This window comes from Neoroseomonas rubea, from assembly GCF_016106015.1.
Classification (GTDB): domain Bacteria; phylum Pseudomonadota; class Alphaproteobacteria; order Acetobacterales; family Acetobacteraceae; genus Neoroseomonas; species Neoroseomonas rubea.
The window spans coordinates 1-15,504 of sequence record NZ_JACADQ010000072.1 but is presented as its reverse complement, the minus strand read 5'-3'; the positions used below and the strand labels follow the sequence as shown (position 1 = coordinate 15,504).

The 15,504-nt window shown below is 69.8% G+C and carries 16 protein-coding genes; 7 read left to right on the top strand and 9 right to left on the bottom strand.

Annotation, left to right across the window (positions count from 1 at the left end; genetic code table 11):
• The coding region (locus tag HW577_RS09975) for a hypothetical protein (protein WP_198375992.1) at positions 1–274 on the top strand (274 nt) is incomplete at its 5' end.
• On the opposite strand, the gene HW577_RS09970 is transcribed toward HW577_RS09975, so the two are convergent.
• Complete coding sequence (locus HW577_RS09970) at positions 268–552, bottom strand: BolA family protein (protein ID WP_198375991.1); 285 nt, start codon at positions 550–552, stop codon at positions 268–270. The genes HW577_RS09975 and HW577_RS09970 overlap by 7 nt on opposite strands.
• Positions 553–638: 86 nt before the next feature.
• Here HW577_RS09970 and HW577_RS09965 point away from each other — a divergent pair, with 86 nt between their 5' ends.
• From HW577_RS09965 to HW577_RS09945, 5 genes are all read left to right on the top strand, one after another.
• Positions 639–1,250, top strand: coding sequence for a J domain-containing protein (locus tag HW577_RS09965; protein ID WP_198375990.1), 612 nt, complete (start codon positions 639–641; stop codon positions 1,248–1,250).
• Between the two features lie 56 nt (positions 1,251–1,306).
• Entirely contained in the window at positions 1,307–2,311 is a 1,005-nt protein-coding gene (gene cobS / locus HW577_RS09960; protein ID WP_198375989.1) for a cobaltochelatase subunit CobS, read from the top strand.
• Positions 2,312–2,465: 154 nt separating this feature from the next.
• On the top strand, positions 2,466–4,340 hold the full coding sequence (cobT, locus tag HW577_RS09955) for a cobaltochelatase subunit CobT (protein WP_198375988.1): 1,875 nt from the start codon (positions 2,466–2,468) through the stop codon (positions 4,338–4,340).
• 44 nt (positions 4,341–4,384) lie between these two features.
• The gene (locus HW577_RS09950) at positions 4,385–4,756 is read left to right on the top strand and encodes a hypothetical protein (RefSeq protein WP_198375987.1); all 372 of its coding nucleotides are present in this window, start codon (positions 4,385–4,387) and stop codon (positions 4,754–4,756) included.
• Complete coding sequence (locus HW577_RS09945) at positions 4,753–5,730, top strand: esterase-like activity of phytase family protein (protein WP_198375986.1); 978 nt, start codon at positions 4,753–4,755, stop codon at positions 5,728–5,730. The genes HW577_RS09950 and HW577_RS09945 overlap by 4 nt, the downstream gene beginning before the upstream one ends.
• Here the strand turns inward: HW577_RS09945 and HW577_RS09940 are convergent.
• From HW577_RS09940 to HW577_RS09915, 6 genes are all read right to left on the bottom strand, one after another.
• Positions 5,715–6,467, bottom strand: a complete 753-nt coding sequence (locus HW577_RS09940) for an FkbM family methyltransferase (RefSeq protein ID WP_198375985.1) — start codon at positions 6,465–6,467, stop codon at positions 5,715–5,717. The genes HW577_RS09945 and HW577_RS09940 overlap by 16 nt on opposite strands.
• Before the next feature lie 68 nt (positions 6,468–6,535).
• Positions 6,536–7,561, bottom strand: coding sequence for an ABC transporter ATP-binding protein (locus HW577_RS09935; protein WP_419956582.1), 1,026 nt, complete (start codon positions 7,559–7,561; stop codon positions 6,536–6,538).
• 8 nt (positions 7,562–7,569) lie between these two features.
• Positions 7,570–8,556 (bottom strand): ABC transporter ATP-binding protein, encoded by a 987-nt coding sequence (locus HW577_RS09930; protein WP_198375983.1) that lies wholly within the window; start codon positions 8,554–8,556, stop codon positions 7,570–7,572.
• 2 nt (positions 8,557–8,558) lie between these two features.
• On the bottom strand, positions 8,559–9,485 hold the full coding sequence (locus HW577_RS09925) for an ABC transporter permease (protein WP_198375982.1): 927 nt from the start codon (positions 9,483–9,485) through the stop codon (positions 8,559–8,561).
• Entirely contained in the window at positions 9,482–10,459 is a 978-nt protein-coding gene (locus HW577_RS09920) for an ABC transporter permease (protein ID WP_198375981.1), read from the bottom strand. Before HW577_RS09920 ends, HW577_RS09925 begins: the two co-directional genes overlap by 4 nt.
• Before the next feature lie 16 nt (positions 10,460–10,475).
• Positions 10,476–12,062, bottom strand: a complete 1,587-nt coding sequence (locus tag HW577_RS09915) for an ABC transporter substrate-binding protein (protein ID WP_198375980.1) — start codon at positions 12,060–12,062, stop codon at positions 10,476–10,478.
• Between the two features lie 97 nt (positions 12,063–12,159).
• Between HW577_RS09915 and HW577_RS09910 the strand changes: the two genes are divergently transcribed.
• Positions 12,160–13,728: an ABC transporter substrate-binding protein gene (locus tag HW577_RS09910; RefSeq protein WP_232474816.1), complete on the top strand. Its 1,569-nt coding sequence runs from the start codon at positions 12,160–12,162 to the stop codon at positions 13,726–13,728.
• 9 nt (positions 13,729–13,737) lie between these two features.
• Here HW577_RS09910 and accC read toward each other — a convergent pair whose 3' ends face one another.
• Together accC and HW577_RS09900 are read right to left on the bottom strand one after the other, a co-directional pair.
• Entirely contained in the window at positions 13,738–15,084 is a 1,347-nt protein-coding gene (accC, locus tag HW577_RS09905) for an acetyl-CoA carboxylase biotin carboxylase subunit (RefSeq protein ID WP_198375979.1), read from the bottom strand.
• 85 nt (positions 15,085–15,169) lie between these two features.
• Positions 15,170–15,504: acetyl-CoA carboxylase biotin carboxyl carrier protein (locus HW577_RS09900; protein WP_198375978.1), on the bottom strand; the 335-nt coding region annotated here is incomplete at its 5' end.

The window sequence follows — 15,504 nt, the reverse complement described above, 5'->3', positions numbered from 1 at the left end:
CCGCGCGCGGGCGCAGCGCATCCCGCCACCACCGCCTTCCCCGCCCGCGCAGGCCGCCGCGCGCCCGGGCGACCCGGCACCGGTACCGAACCGCGACCTGGAAGGCCCCCGCGGCGCCGATCGCCCGAGCGCGCGGCTCGACCCCACGCTGATCGATCCGAACGAGCCCCGCCCGGGCGCGACGGCGCAGCGCGAAGGGCTGCAGGCGCGGGAGGACCGGCTGCTGCGCAACCCCGCGCCCGGCGCCCGGCTGCGCGTCCCCTTCTCCTACTGAGCGGCCTCGCCTTCGCCCGGCGCGAGCAGGCGGAGCGAGAGCGCGTGCAGCCCGCCGGAGAACTCCGCCGCCAGCACGGCGTGCACGGCGCGCGACCGCGCCACGCGCGACTGGCCCGCGAAGGCGGGCGAGACGACGCGGACGCTGTAATGCGTCTCCCCTTCCGGGCGCGCGCCGGCATGGCCGGCGTGGCGGTGGCTGTCGTCGGTCACGGCGACCTCGGCCGGCGGGAAGGCGGCCTCGATGGCGGCACGGATGCGGTCGGCACGGGACGTCATGGCTTGCCTGTGTCTCGGTCTGGGGTTGCGTGTCGTGTTTCCTGCGGCGCCTTGCGGCGCGGGCGGGGCCCGCCCATAAGAAGCGGATGCCCCGTCCTGGCAGCAAGGCCGCGCCGGTAGATGACGACGCCGGCGAACCGCCCCGCCGCTGCGAACATCCCGGCTGCGCGGAGCGCGGCCAGTTCCGCGCGCCGCGCGACCGCACCCTGACGGGCTTCCACTGGTTCTGCCTGCCGCATGTGCGGGCCTACAACGCCGCCTGGGACTACTACAAGGGCATGGGCCCGTCCGAGATCGAGGCCGCGCTGCGATCCGACACCGCCTGGCAGCGCCCGTCCTGGCCGCTAGGGCGGCTCGGCGGCGCCGGGCGGTTCGAGGCCGAGATGCTGCGCGACCCGCTCGGCGTGTTGGGGGCGGAGGCACCGACGCCGCGCCGCCGCGCGCGGGAGGCGAGCGAGGCTCCGCCCGAGTTGCGCGCGGCACTCGACCTGCTCGGCCTCGCCTGGCCACTCGACCAGGCTGAACTCCGCACGCGCTACAAGGAACTCGCGAAGCGCTACCACCCGGACGCCACGGGCGGGGACCGCGTCGCGGAGGAACGCCTGAAGGACATCAACCGCGCCTACAGCCTGCTCAAGCGGCGCGTGCCTGCCACCGCCCGCGCGCCCGAACAGGCCGCGGGCGCCCCCGCCGGGTAGCCCTTCGCCGCGGTCGGGCCTAGTATGCCACCAGCAGAACCGGAACCGGATTTGAGATGAACAAGGTCGCACAGATCGCCGACATCCGCCCCACCTCAGCGATCGACTCCCCCGACATCACCGTGAAGGCGCGCGAGGTCTTCGGCGTCGACGTCGACATGGACGTGCCGGCCTTCTCGATCCGCACGGAGCACGTGCCCGAGATCGACCACACCTACCGCTTCGACAAGGAGACGACGCTCGCCATCCTCGCGGGCTTCGCCTTCAACCGCCGCGTCATGATCCAGGGCTACCACGGCACCGGCAAGTCGACGCATATCGAGCAGGTGGCGGCGCGGCTCAACTGGCCCTGCATCCGCGTCAACCTCGACAGCCACATCAGCCGCATCGACCTGATCGGCAAGGACGCGATCGTCCTCAAGGACGGCAAGCAGGTGACGGAGTTCCGCGAGGGCATCCTGCCCTGGGCGCTGCAGCACCCCTGCGCGCTGGTGTTCGACGAATACGACGCCGGCCGCCCGGACGTGATGTTCGTGATCCAGCGCGTGCTGGAGGTCGAGGGCAAGCTGACCCTGCTCGACCAGAACAAGGTGATCCGTCCGAACCCGAACTTCCGCCTGTTCGCGACCGCCAACACGGTCGGCCTGGGCGACACGACGGGCCTCTATCACGGCACGCAGCAGATCAACCAGGGCCAGATGGACCGCTGGTCGATCGTGGCGACGCTGAACTACCTGCCGCACAAGCAGGAGACGGACATCGTGCTCGCCAAGATGGCGATGGAGGGCGACGCCAAGGCGCGCAAGCAGGTCGAGGCGATGGTCGCTCTCGCCGACCTCACGCGCGCGGGCTTCATCGCGGGCGACATCTCGACCGTCATGTCCCCGCGCACCGTCATCACCTGGGCCGAGAACGCGCGCATCTTCGGCGATGTCGGCTTCGCCTTCCGCCTTACCTTCCTCAACAAGTGCGACGAGGCGGAGCGCAGCACGGTCGCCGAGTACTACCAGCGCTGCTTCAACGAGGAGATCCCGACGGGGCTGATGAAGAAGGCGGGGTAACGGGCCAGTCCCACACGGGCGGGACACCCCGCCCGTGACCACGCAGTAACGCAGACGGCCGCCCTGATGACGAAGCCCCGCAGCGCCGCAGGCGCGAGGAGCGTAGTCTGAATCAGGCCGGCCCCCCGCCGAAGCGAAGCGAAGGCCAAACTCAATGTCCGGCAAGCAGGACCTGACGCGGCAGGAAGAATTCAAGCGCGCCACCGCGGGCGCCCTGCGCGCCATCGCGCATGCCGACCCCGAGGTGCAGGTGGCCTTCCAGCCCGGCCCCTCCGGCGTCGCAGGCAAGCGCGTGCGCCTGCCGCTTCCCACCCGCGCGCTGCCGCCGGCCGAGATGGCGAAGCTGCGCGGCGCGGCCGATGCCGCGGCACTTCGCCTGCGCCACCATGACGAATCGCTGCACGCATCGCGCATCCCCGGCCGCCGCGAGGCGCGGGAGGTGTTCGACGCGCTGGAGCAGGTGCGCGTCGAGACCGTCGGGTCCAAGCACATGGCCGGCGTCGCGGCGAATCTTCGCGCCAAGCTCGCCGAGGAATGCGAGGCCGAGGGCTACGACCGCATGACGCGGAAGGACCAGCTGCCGCTGCCCGCGGCACTCGGCCTGATCGCGCGCGAACGCCTGACCGGCCAGCCGGCGCCGGAAATCGCGCATCGCGTGCTCGAGCTGTGGCGCGACACGCTGGGCGAAAAGGCGGATGAGGCGCTGGCCGAGATGGCCGTTTGCGCCGACGACCAGGCGGCCTATGCGCGCGCCGCGCGCAAGCTGCTTACCGCGCTCGACCTTGCGGAAGCGGAGGTCGAGGCCGAGAGCGAGCAGCAGGACGAGGAAGGCGAGGAGGGCGGCGAGAGCAGCCCCCAGCAGGACCAGTCCGGCGAGGGCCAGTCCTCCTCCGAGCAGGAGGACCAGATGCTCGGCGCCCAGCCCGAGCAGATGCAGGGCGAGGCGTCCGACGAGGAAGGCGAGGAGACCGAGGAGGACGGCGCCGCGGCCGACGGGGACGACAAGCCCGGCGGCCCGCAGCAGCGCCGCGAGGTGCCGCAGGTCGACGACACCACGCGCTACCACGCCTTCACGACGCAGTTCGACGAGGTGGTCTCGGCCGAGGATCTGTGCGACCCGGACGAGCTGAACCGGCTCCGCCAGCAGCTCGACCAGCAGCTGAACCATCTGCAGGGCGTCGTCTCGAAGCTCGCCAACCGGCTGCAGCGACGGCTGCTCGCGCAGCAGCAGCGCGCCTGGGAATTCGACCTCGAGGAAGGCATCCTCGACGCCGCGCGGCTGACGCGCGTCGTGACCAACCCGATGCACGCGCTGTCGTACAAGCGCGAGCGGGACACGGATTTCCGCGATACCGTCGTCTCCCTGCTGATCGACAATTCCGGCTCGATGCGCGGGCGGCCGATCTCGGTCGCGGCGATGTGCTGTGACATCCTCGCGCGCACGCTGGAACGCTGCTCGGTGAAGGTGGAGATCCTCGGCTTCACGACCCGCGCCTGGAAGGGCGGGCAGTCGCGCGAACGCTGGGTGCAGGAAGGCAAGCCGCGCAATCCCGGGCGGCTGAACGACCTTCGCCACGTGGTCTACAAGGCCGCGGATGCCCCGTGGCGCCGTGCGCGGAAAAACCTCGGGCTGATGCTGCGCGAGGGGTTGCTGAAGGAGAACATCGACGGGGAAGCGCTGGAATGGGCCTACAAGCGGCTGCTGCCGCGGCCCGAGCACCGGCGCATCCTGATGGTGATCTCCGACGGCGCACCGGTCGATGATTCGACGCTGTCCGTGAACCCGGGCAACTACCTCGAGCGCCACCTGCGGAAGGTGATTCACGAGATCGAGAATCGGAACCAGGTGGAACTCATCGCCATCGGCATCGGCCACGACGTGACGCGGTACTACCGCCGCGCCGTGACCATCGTGGATGCCGAAGAACTTGGCGGCACCATGATGAAGAAGCTCGCCGAGCTGTTCGACGAGGATGCGGCCGAGGCGTGGCAGCGCGCGGCGGCGGAGCGCGGACCGCTGCTGGTCTAGGGGTGCGAAGCCGCGTCGACACCTCGGTGCGCTGGAGTGCCGAGATGCGAACGCGGCTGCGCGTCCGACGCCGAATGGGCGTGGCGGCATTCCTGCTGATCGTCACAGTCCTGATCCTCGTCGGTGCGCCGGAAACGTCGCTCGAAAGGCTGATCTGCGCGGTACGCGTTTCCTGGCTGCCGGCCGTGGTGCTTGGCATGTTTCTCAGCACGCTTGCCGTCGACGTGCTGACCTGGGCGCGTTACTGGCTCGGCTTCGAGCGCTTCACTCTCGACGTGCGGCTCGGTGCCGGTCTCGAAGGCGGCGGGACACCCGTGTTCTACTCGCGACGTGCAAAGTGGCTGGTTGCCTACCCCATTGCGCTGATCATGACCTTCCTCTTTCTGCGCTTCGCAGACGCGCCTGCGTGCTCATGACGGCGCTTCGCCGCCGGGCGCTGCTCGGCGCCGGCATGCTGACGGCGGGCAGCATCACCACCACGCCGACGTTTCCGCAGGGAGGTGCGGCAGCCGTCATTCCGCCCTTCACGCTCGACGGGCCGCTGGAAAGCCTGGGCGGGTTCGAGATCGACGCGCGACGGCTCGGCGCGGCGAACCTCTCCGGCATCCATCTCGGCCCAGGCCTCGTCGCCACCATGGTCGACGACCGCGCCCGCTGGGCGCAGGCGCGCATCCATCTGCGCGACGGAAGGGCGCATCTGCTGGAACCGATCGCGTCCGGCCCGCTCGGCGACGGCGCCGGCCGCCCCTTGCCGCGCGGCCGCGCTGGGGATGCCGAAGCCATCACGCGCCTGCCCGACGGCACCTGGCTGGTCGCCTTCGAACGCTGGCACCGCATCCGTGCCTATCGCCGCCTCGACGGGCACGGCGCCTATGTCGAGGGACCGCAGGGGCTCGACCGCGCACCGGCCAATGGCGGGCTGGAGGCGCTGACGCTGCTCGCCGACGGGCGGCTGCTCGCGCTGACCGAATCCCTCACGCCCGAGGGCGCACCAACACAGCGTCGCGGCTGGATCGGACGGCCAGGGCGATGGATGCCGATCGCCTGGGAACCGGCCGAAGGCTTTTCCCCGGTGGATGCGGCCGGCCTGCCGGATGGCGGGGCGCTGGTGCTGGAACGGCGCTTCTCCTGGTTCGGCGGCTTCGCCGGTCGGCTTGTGCGCGTGGCGGCGGCGGACATCGCCGCGGCGCGCGTGGGCGCGGTGCTGCGGGGGGTCGAAGTGCTGCGCCTGGATGGCGGCGCCCTCCCGGCAGAAAACTGGGAAGGGGTTGCCGCCATCGCGCATGAGGGGCGCGTCATCGTCGCGCTGGTCGCGGACGACAATGACAGCGTGCTGCAGCGCAGCCTGATGCTGCTGTTCGCCCTGCGCGGCGCTCAGCCCGGCCGGTAGATGAAGTCCACGGGGGAGATCTGCTCCGTCTGCGCGTAGCCTAGAGACCGCAGCGCCGCGTCGCCCGGCTCGTATTCGCCGTGATTGGCCCGCAACTCGATCCAGATCAGCGGCCGGTGGCGCTTGATGCTGTGCCGCGCGCCTTCCAGCAGCGGGACCTGCGCACCCTCCACGTCGATCTTGAGGACATCCATCTTCGGCAGGGCCAGCGCATCGAGGCTCGCCATCGGATAGGCGCCGTCCGCCGCGGCGCCGAAGACCGACGCCGCGATGTTCACGTGCGGGAAGCTGTGCAGCTCCGCCCGCCCTTCCGACGCGCCGAGCGCGAGGTTGTGGCAGCGGACATTGCTGAGCGCGTTCAGCGCGACATTGCGCTGGAGGATGGCGAAGACGCTGCGCAGCGGCTCGAAGGCATGGACTTCCTTCGCCTGGCAGATTTTCGCGAAGAAGACCGTGTGGTTGCCGATGTTGGCGCCGGCATCGACGATGACGGCATCGCGCGGGATCATCGGCAGCACCTGCGTCATCTGCCGCGTCTCGTAGAAGGTGCCGTGCAGCAGGATCAGGCGCTGCACCGCATCCGTCGCGGCCTGCGGCAGGTGCATGCGGATCGGCGTGTCGAAGGCGAGGAACTCGACGATCCGCTCGGGCCCCATGGCCTGGAAAAGGACCGCCGCCCGAAGTTCGTCGAGCTTGCGCGCGTGATTCCGGAGCTGGTTCGTCAGGTCTTCCGACATGGCAGGCTTTCGTTCCTTAATCGGAACATCATAATCGCCCGCACGACGCCGGCAATCCGGCGCCGGCCTCAGGCCACGTCGTTCAGATGGCAGGCGCTGCGCTGGCCCGGGGCAACTTCCCGCAGCACCGGCTTTTCGACCTTGCAGCGCGGCATGGCGTGCGGGCACCGCGGGTGGAAATGGCAGCCCCCGGGCGGGTTCAGCGGCGAGGGGATTTCCCCCTTCACCACCGCGAAGGCGCGCTTGCGCGCCTCGATCCGCGGCACCGAGGCCAGCAGCGACTGGGTGTAGGGGTGGTTTGGCCGGGCGAAGACCGTCTCGGACGGCGCTTCCTCAACCACCCGGCCGAGATACATGATCACGACCCGGTCGCTCAGATGCTCCACCACGCCGAGATCGTGGCTGATGAACAGGTAGGTGAGATCGAGTTCCTGCCGCAGCTTCATGAACAGGTTCAGGATCTGCGCCTGGATCGAGACGTCGAGCGCGGCCACCGCCTCGTCGCAGACGATGAAGTCGGGCTTCACCGCGAGTGCGCGCGCGATGCCGATGCGCTGGCGCTGCCCGCCCGAGAACTGGTGCGGGTAGCGGCGTTTGAAGGCGGGGTCGAGACCCGCGCGACGCATCTGCTCGTCGACATAGGCGTCGAAGCCCGCACGGGTCACCAGGCCATGGACCAGCGGCGCCTCCCCCACGATGTCGGCGACGCGCATGCGCGGGTTCAGCGACGCGTAGGGGTCCTGGAAGATCATCTGCGTGCGCAGCTTCATCGCGCGCACGACCTGGGAGGACAGCGACAGCACATCGAGCCCGTCGCGCAGGATGGTGCCTTCGGACGGCGGCATGATGCCGGCCACGATCCGCCCGAGCGTCGACTTGCCGCAGCCCGATTCGCCGACCAGCCCGACCACCTCCCCCTTGCGGATGGTGAGGTCGACGCCGTCCACGGCGTGCACGATCTCCTCCCGCACCCGGGCGCCGAGGCGCTGGGCGATGCGGCCGGCGAAGTCGAGCTTCTTCTCGAAGCGCTTCGTGATGCCGCGCAGTTCCATCATCGGTGCGCCGGCGTCGAGTGCGGCGCGGGTCTCGCTCACGGCCGCGCTCATGCCGCCTGCTCCGCGGCACCGGTCAGGGGGCGGAAACAGCGCACCTCCCGCCCAGGAAGGATCTGCTCGATGGCCGGTTCGGCCATGCAGGCATCGGCCGCGCGCGGGCAGCGGGTGCGGAAGGCGCAGCCGGGGGGCAGGTTGAGCAGCGATGGCGTCATGCCGGGGATCTGGCGGAGCGGCTCGCCGCGCTTGTTGCGCGAGGGGACGGAGCCGATCAGCCCTGCGGTGTAGGGATGGAGCGGCGTGTCGAGCACCTCGGACACCGCGCCCTTTTCCACGATGCGCCCGGCGTACATCACCGCGATGTCGTCGGCGAGGCCGGCGACGACCGAGAGGTCGTGCGTGATCCAGATCAGCGACGTGCCGGTGGTGGCGGCGAGCTTCTGCACCTCGGCCAGGATCTGCCCCTGGATCGTCACGTCGAGCGCCGTCGTCGGCTCGTCGGCGATGATGAGCTCGGGTTCGTGCAGCAGCGCGATGGCGATGGCCACGCGCTGGCGCATGCCGCCCGAGAACTGGTGGGGGTAGGATTTCAGCCGTTCGTCCGGCGAAGGGATGCCAACCATGCCGAGCGTGTCGCGCGCGCGCTGGCGGGCTTCCTCGGTCGAGCAGTTCCTGTGCGCCTGCACCGTCTCGATCATCTGCGTGTCGATGCGCAGGACCGGATTCAGCGTCATCATCGGGTCCTGGAAGATCATGGCGATGCGGTTGCCGCGCAGGCTGCGCATCTCCTCCTCGCTGATACGCGCGAGGTCCTTTCCCTTGAACAGGATCTGCCCGCCGGCAATGCGCCCCGGCGGGTCCACCAGGCCGATGATCGAGAAGCCGGTGACGGACTTCCCCGACCCGGATTCCCCCACCAGGCCGAGCACCTTGCCCCGTTCCACCGTGAAGGACACGTCGTCCACCGCCTTCACCACGCCGGCGCGGGTGAAGAAATGCGTGCGGAGGTTGCGGACCTCCAGCGTCGGCTCGGCCATGGCTACTTCTTCAGCCGCGGGTTCAGCACGTCGCGCAGCTGGTCGCCCACCAGGTTGATCGAGACGATCGTGATGAGCAGCGCGATGCCGGGATAGAAGGAAATCCAGTACTTGCCGGAGAGCATGTACTCGTAGCCATTGGCGATCAGCAGCCCGAGCGAGGGCTCCGTGATCGGGACGCCGAGGCCGAGGAAGGACAGCGTCGCCTCCAGCGCGATGGCGCGCGCCACCTGCATGGTGGCCACCACGATCAGCGGCGGCAGACAGTTCGGCAGCAGGTGCCGGAACAGGATGCGGTAGGTCGGCAGGGCGAGACACTGCGCGGCCTCGATGTACTCGCGCCGGCGTTCGACGAGCGCCGTGCCGCGCACGGTGCGCGCGTAGTACGCCCATTCCACGATCACCAGCGCGATGACCACGTTCATGATGCCCTTGCCGAGGAAGGCGAGGATCATCAGCGCGACGAGGATGGACGGGAAGGACAGCTGCAGGTCGACCAGCCGCATGATGACCGTGTCGGTCTTCTTCCCGGCATAGGCGGCGAGAAGGCCGAGCGAGGCGCCGACGACGCAGGCGATCAGCGCCGAGCCCGCGCCCACCATCAGCGAGATGCGCAGCCCGTACATGATGCCCGACATCATGTCGCGGCCCTGGTCGTCGGTGCCGAGCCAGTAGGTGAAGCCCCCGCCGCCGACCGTGCCAGGCTCCATCCGCCCGTCCATGATGTCGAGCTGCGCGAGGTCGTAGGGGTTCTGCGGCGCGATCCAGGGCGCGAAGATCGCCACCAGCGCGATCGCCGTGAAGACGATGAGCCCGGCCACCGCGATCTTCGATTCCGCGAACTCGGACACGAAGCGCCGGAACGGCGTCTCCACCTTGTCCTTGCGGGGCGCGGCAGGCGCCGCGCCGTTCAGCGTCGCGTCGCTCATGTGCCCTTCGTCTCCAGCCGCACGCGCGGATCGAGCATGGAGTAGGTCAGATCCACGATCAGGTTGATGGTGATGAACATCAGCACGATGATCATCAGGTAGGCGACGATGACGGGCCGATCGAGCACGTTGATGCTGTCGATGATCAGCTTGCCCATGCCCGGCCAGGCAAACACGCTTTCCGTCACGACCGAGAAGGCGATGGTAGAGCCGAGTTCCAGCCCCACCACGGTGACCACGGGGATCAGGATGTTCTTGAAGACGTGCACGAAGGTCACCCGCGCCGGGCTCAGCCCCTTGGCGCGGGCGAACTTCACGTAGTCCATCAGCATCGTCTCCCGCACCCCCGCGCGTGTCAGGCGGATGACGAGGCTGATCTTGAACAGCGCCAGGTTGAGCGCGGGCATCGCCATGTGCGCGAGCCCGTCCACCGTCAGAAACGACCAGTGCAGGCCGAACAGCGTGCCCGTGTCGCCCCGCCCGGTCGAGGGCAGCCAGCCGAGCTGCACCGCGAAGACCATGATCAGCATCAGCCCGACCCAGAAGGTCGGCAGCGAGAAGCCGAGGATCGAGCCCGCCATGATGGCCTTGGACGCCGGCGCGTTCGGCCGCAGCCCCGCATAGAGGCCGAGCGGCAGGCCGATCAGGATCGACAGGAACATCGCCCCGAAGGCGAGTTCCAGCGTCGCCGGCATGCGCTGGAGGATGAGCTTCAGCGCCGGCTCGTTGAACACGAACGACCGGCCGAGGTCGCCCTGCAGCGCGTTGCCCAGGAAGACCAGGTATTGCTGCCAGAGCGGCAGGTCGAGCCCGAGCGCCTGCACCGCACGCTCGCGCTCAATCTGGTCGGCGTCGGGGCTGATCAGGATCTCGACCGGGTCGCCGATCGCGAAGACGCCGACGAAGACGATGACCGACATCGCCAGCACGACGAACAGCGCCTGGATCAGCCGGCGAACGAGGTAGACGGTCATCGTCGCCGCTCCGCGTTCAGCGTGCCGCGGGGCGCAGGCGCTGCGGCAACGTGCTCTCGTCCACGCTCGCCGCGTAGTCGAAGCCGCGCCGCGTCGCCCAGACATTGGTCTGGATGTGCAGCGGCACCACGCCGACATCCTGCATGGCGATGCGCATGGATTCGATGATCAGACGCTCGCGCTTCGGCTCGTCCATCTCGGCCAGCGACTGTTCGAGCAGCCCGTCCACCTGCGGGTTGGAATAGCGCCCGCGGTTGGAAGCCCCCCAGCCGCGGTCGCGGTTGAAGGTGGCCATGATGTTGCGCAGCGGGTGCGACCCGTCCGGGTTGGAACCCCAGCCGATCAGGAAGGCCGAATACTCGACGCGGCCGGCGCGGCCGATGAAGGTGGTCCAGGGCTGCGCCTCGACCGCGGTGCGAACGCCGATCCGCGTCCACATCTGGCCGATCGCCTGGATGATGCGCGCATCGTTGATGTAGCGGTCGTTCGGTCCGTTCAGCTGGATGCGGAAGCCCTGCGGGTAGCCCGCTTCCGCCAGCAGGCGGCGCGCGCCGTCCGGATCGAAGGGAATGGCCGGCAGGTCGGGCACGTTGCCGAACACGCCCTGCGGCAGGAACTGGTTCGCCGGCACCGCCGCACCTTCCATGATGCGGTCGACGATGGCGCGCCGGTCGATCGCCATGGACAGCGCCTGGCGCACCCGCACGTCGCGCAGCGGGTTCCGCCCGAGCGGCCGGCCGTCATTGTCGGTGACGAAGGGGGAGTTCTCGTTCTCGGCCCGCTGGTGGTCGAGGCCGAGGAAGATCAGCCGCAGCCCGACCTGCTCGGCCAGCCGCACCCGCTGGTCGCGCCGCAGGTTGGTCAGGTCCGAGGTCGGCACCTGGTCGATCAGGTCCACATCGCCGGCGAGCAGCGCGGCCGTGCGCGCCGCGTCGTTCGTGATCATGCGGTAATTGATGCGCTGGAAGGCCGGGCGCTCGCCCCAATGGCCGTCGAAGCGTTCGAACTCGATGCGGTCGCCGTTGCGGTGGGACACCACGCGATAGGGCCCGGTGCCGACCGCCGCACGCACCTCGTTGAAGTCGGCCGTCGTCGCGTTCTCGGCCGTTTCCTTGTCGACGATGCGCACATTCGTCATGTCGAGCGGCAGCAGCGGATAGGGCGCGGCGGTGTGGAAGCGGATGGTCAGCGGATCGATGATCTCGACGCGCGTCAGCGGCCGGGAATAGACGGCGAAGGAGGAGGGGCTGTTCGGCACGTTCGGCAGCCGCGCCAGCGTGAAGGCCACGTCGTCGGCGGTGAAGGCGTTGCCGTTCTGGAAGCGGACATTCGGCCGCAGGCGGAATTCCCACACCGTCGGCTCGATCACGCGCCATTCGGTGGCAAGCCCGGGGATCGCGCGCGACTGCACGTCGGTGTTCACCAGCCGGTCGAAGATCGTGTCCGCGACGGCGTTGTTGGGCGAAAGCTGGTGGTAGTGCGGGTCGAGCGAGGTGACAGGCGCGCCCACCGCGATGGTGGCGGTCTGGGCCGCGGCCTGGCCCATGCCGGCCGCGACAACGACTGCGGCGGCGGCAAGCTGCCGCCCGAACTGCTTCTTCATCCTTCGCCCCCCGGTCGAGTACCCGTGGCCCCCTTGTAGCAGCCGCCCGGAAGCCCCGCTAGCGTGGTGCCTCGCGAACGCCGATGGAGAAAGTCCCATGCGACGCCACGCCCGCACCTTGATGATCGCATTGGCCCTGGCGCCGGGCGCGGCCGCCGCGCAGACCCTGACCATCGCCATCGGCGGTTCGCCAACCTCGCTCGACCCGCATTTCTACAACGCCTCCCCCAACAGCAGCCTGACGCAGCATTTGTTCGACACGCTGGTGGAGCGCGATGCCGAGGCGCGGCTGCGCCCCATGCTCGCCGAATCCTGGCGCGCCGTGGAGCCGACCGTGTGGGAATTCCGCCTCGGCGCGGGCGTGAAGTGGCATGACGGGCGCGACCTGACGGCCGACGACGTCGCCTTCACGATCGAGCGCGTGCCGACGGTGCGCAATTCCCCCGGTTCCTTCGCCGGGCTGATCCGCGCCATCACGCGGGTCGAGGTGGTGGACCCGCTGACCATCCGCTTCCACACCGCCGCCCCCCATCCGCTGCTGCCCACCGAGCTCGCCTCGATCCAGGTCATCTCCCGCCACGCCGGCACGGGGGCGGAGACGGAACAGTACAATGCCGGCCAGGCGGCGATCGGCACCGGCCCCTACCGGCTCGCCTCCTATCGCTCGGGCGACCGGACGGAATTCACGCGGAACGACGGCTACTGGGGCGGCGCGCAGCCCTGGGCGCGCGTCTCCTACCGCTTCATCGCCAACGACGCGGCGCGCACCGCGGCCCTGCTCGCCGGCGACGTCGATGTGATCGACCAGGTACCGTCCAACGACCTCGCCCGGCTGCGCCAGAACCAGCGCATCAGCCTCTTCGAGATCCAGGGCCTGCGGCTGATCTACCTGATCCCCGACTATTCGCGGCGCGAGGGCCCGGTCTGGGTAACGGACAATGACGGCCGGCCGCTCCCGCAGAACCCGTTCCAGGACATCCGCGTGCGCCGCGCCATGTCGATGGCGGTGGACCGCGCCGCGCTGGCGGATCGCGTCATGGAGGGCACCGCCCGGCCGACCGGCCAGTGGCTGCCGCAGGGTGCCTTCGGCTTCAATCCGGATGTGCCGGTGCCGGCGACCGACCCCGACGGCGCGCGCCGGCTGCTCGCCGAGGCTGGCTTCCCGCAGGGCTTCCGCATCACCCTCTCCTGCCCCAACGACCGCTATCCGAACGATGCGCGCACCTGTCAGGCGATCGCGCAAATGTGGACGCGCATCGGCGTGCGCACCGAATTGCAGGCGCTGCCCTGGACGACCTATTCCGCCCGCACCGCCCGCCAGGAATTCAACATGCGTATGGGCGGCTGGGGCAGCGTGACGGGCGAAGCCTCCTACATGCTGGTGAACATCTTCGGCACCTATGACCGGGAACGCCGGCGCGGCGCCGCCAATTCCTCGCGCTATTCCAACCCAGCGCTGGATGCGCTGACGGAACGCGCCGCCGCGACGCTCGACGACCCGCAGCGGGAGGCGATGCTGCGCGACGCCGTGCGCATGGTGGCCGACGACGTCGCGATGATCCCGCTCTACCAGCTCGTGAACTTCTGGGCGACGCGGCGCGGCCTCACCTACGAGGCGCGGATGGACGAACGCACCACGGCGATGGCGGTGCGTCCCGCGAACTGACTCCGCGCTTCAGCCCTGCCGGCCGGCGACGAAGCGTTCCAGCCAGTGGATCGTGTAGTCGCCGGACTGGAACTCGGCATCCTCCATCACCGCCTGATGCAGCGGCAGGGTCGTGCGGATGCCGGCCACCACCATCTCCCCCAGCGCGCGGCGCATGCGGCCGATCGCCGCGGCGCGCGTGGGCGCGTGCACGACCAGCTTCGCGACCAGGCTGTCATAGTGCGGCGGCACGACGTAGCCGGAATACAGCGCGCTATCGACCCGCACGCCGAGCCCGCCCGGCGCGTGGTAGGTGGTCACGCGCCCGGGGCTCGGCGCGAAGGTGTCCGGGTCCTCGGCGGTGATGCGGCATTCGATCGCATGGCCGCTGAAGGCGATGTCCTTCTGCGTGTAGCCGAGCGGTTCCCCCGCCGCGATGCGGATCTGTTCCTTCACGAGGTCGATGCCGCAGACCATCTCGGTCACCGGGTGCTCGACCTGCAGGCGCGTGTTCATCTCGATGAAGGCGAACTGGCCGTCCTGCCACAGGAATTCGAGCGTCCCGGCGTTGCGGTAGCCGAGCTTGGACAGCCCGGCCGTCACCCGCGCGCCGAGCGCCTCGCGGTCGGCCGCGCTCAGCACCGGGCTGCCGGCTTCCTCGACCAGCTTCTGGTGGCGGCGCTGGAGCGAGCAGTCGCGCTCGCCGAAATGAACGACGTTGCCATGCATGTCGGCCAGCACCTGCAGCTCGATATGCCGCGGGCGGTCGAGATATTTTTCCAGATAGACGCTGTCGTCGCCGAAGGCGGCCTTGGCCTCGGCCCGCGCGACGCGCCAGGCTTCCTCCAGCTCGCCCGCGCTGCGCGCGACCTTCATGCCGCGCCCGCCGCCGCCGGCCGCGGCCTTGATCAGCACCGGGTACTTGACCTGCTCGGCGACGGCGCGTGCTTCCTCGAAGGTGTCGAGCGCGCCGGCGGAGCCCGGGACCAGCGGCACGTCGAGCCGCCGCATCGCGTCCTTGGCCGCGATCTTGTCGCCCATCATGCGGATGTGCTCGGGCATTGGGCCGATGAACTTCAGCCCATGCGCCTCCACCATCTCGGCGAAGCGGGCATTCTCCGACAGGAAGCCGTAGCCCGGATGCACCGCGTCCGCGCCCGTGATCGTCGCGGCCGACAGGATCGCGGCGACGTTGAGGTAGGAATCGCGCGCCGCCGGCGGGCCGATGCACACGCTTTCATCCGCCAGCCGCACATGCATCGCCGTCGCGTCCGCCGTGGAGTGCACGGCGACGGTGCGGATGCCCATCTCCTGGCAGGCGCGGTGGACGCGGAGCGCGATTTCGCCCCGGTTCGCGATCAGGACCTTGCCGAACATCAGCTATTCCTCGCGTCGCTGCGCGCCGCTGAAAAGCCGGCCGATTCAGACCTCCGGGCCTGCGGCCCTCCAGTCATCGGACGGCTCATTCGATGATCATCAGCGGCTCGCCGTACTCGACCGGCATGCCGCTCTCGATCAGCACGCGCGTCACCGTGCCCGCGCGCGGCGCCTTGATCTGGTTGTAGGTCTTCATCGCCTCGATCAGCAGCAGGGTCTGGCCCTGCGCGACCTTGGAGCCGACCGCGACGAAGGGCGCGGCACCCGGCTCGGGCGAGAGATAGGCGACGCCCACCATCGGGCTCGTCACCGCGCCCGGATGGTCGGCGTCGAGCGCCTCCGGCATCGCGGCCGCGGCGATCGCCGCCGGCGCGGCGACGGCGGCGACAGGGGCGGCGACCGTCACCGCGGCGGGGGCCG

Coding starts and splice junctions, on each gene's coding strand:
- HW577_RS09950 (WP_198375987.1), top strand. CDS start 4,385: ATGCGAACGCGGCTGCGCGTCCGACGCCGAATGGGCGTGGCGGCATTC.
- HW577_RS09970 (WP_198375991.1), bottom strand. CDS start 552: ATGACGTCCCGTGCCGACCGCATCCGTGCCGCCATCGAGGCCGCCTTC.
- HW577_RS09920 (WP_198375981.1), bottom strand. CDS start 10,459: ATGACCGTCTACCTCGTTCGCCGGCTGATCCAGGCGCTGTTCGTCGTG.
- HW577_RS09940 (WP_198375985.1), bottom strand. CDS start 6,467: ATGTCGGAAGACCTGACGAACCAGCTCCGGAATCACGCGCGCAAGCTC.
- HW577_RS09965 (WP_198375990.1), top strand. CDS start 639: ATGCCCCGTCCTGGCAGCAAGGCCGCGCCGGTAGATGACGACGCCGGC.
- cobS (WP_198375989.1), top strand. CDS start 1,307: ATGAACAAGGTCGCACAGATCGCCGACATCCGCCCCACCTCAGCGATC.
- HW577_RS09925 (WP_198375982.1), bottom strand. CDS start 9,485: ATGAGCGACGCGACGCTGAACGGCGCGGCGCCTGCCGCGCCCCGCAAG.
- HW577_RS09910 (WP_232474816.1), top strand. CDS start 12,160: ATGCGACGCCACGCCCGCACCTTGATGATCGCATTGGCCCTGGCGCCG.
- HW577_RS09930 (WP_198375983.1), bottom strand. CDS start 8,556: ATGGCCGAGCCGACGCTGGAGGTCCGCAACCTCCGCACGCATTTCTTC.
- accC (WP_198375979.1), bottom strand. CDS start 15,084: ATGTTCGGCAAGGTCCTGATCGCGAACCGGGGCGAAATCGCGCTCCGC.
- HW577_RS09915 (WP_198375980.1), bottom strand. CDS start 12,062: ATGAAGAAGCAGTTCGGGCGGCAGCTTGCCGCCGCCGCAGTCGTTGTC.
- cobT (WP_198375988.1), top strand. CDS start 2,466: ATGTCCGGCAAGCAGGACCTGACGCGGCAGGAAGAATTCAAGCGCGCC.
- HW577_RS09945 (WP_198375986.1), top strand. CDS start 4,753: ATGACGGCGCTTCGCCGCCGGGCGCTGCTCGGCGCCGGCATGCTGACG.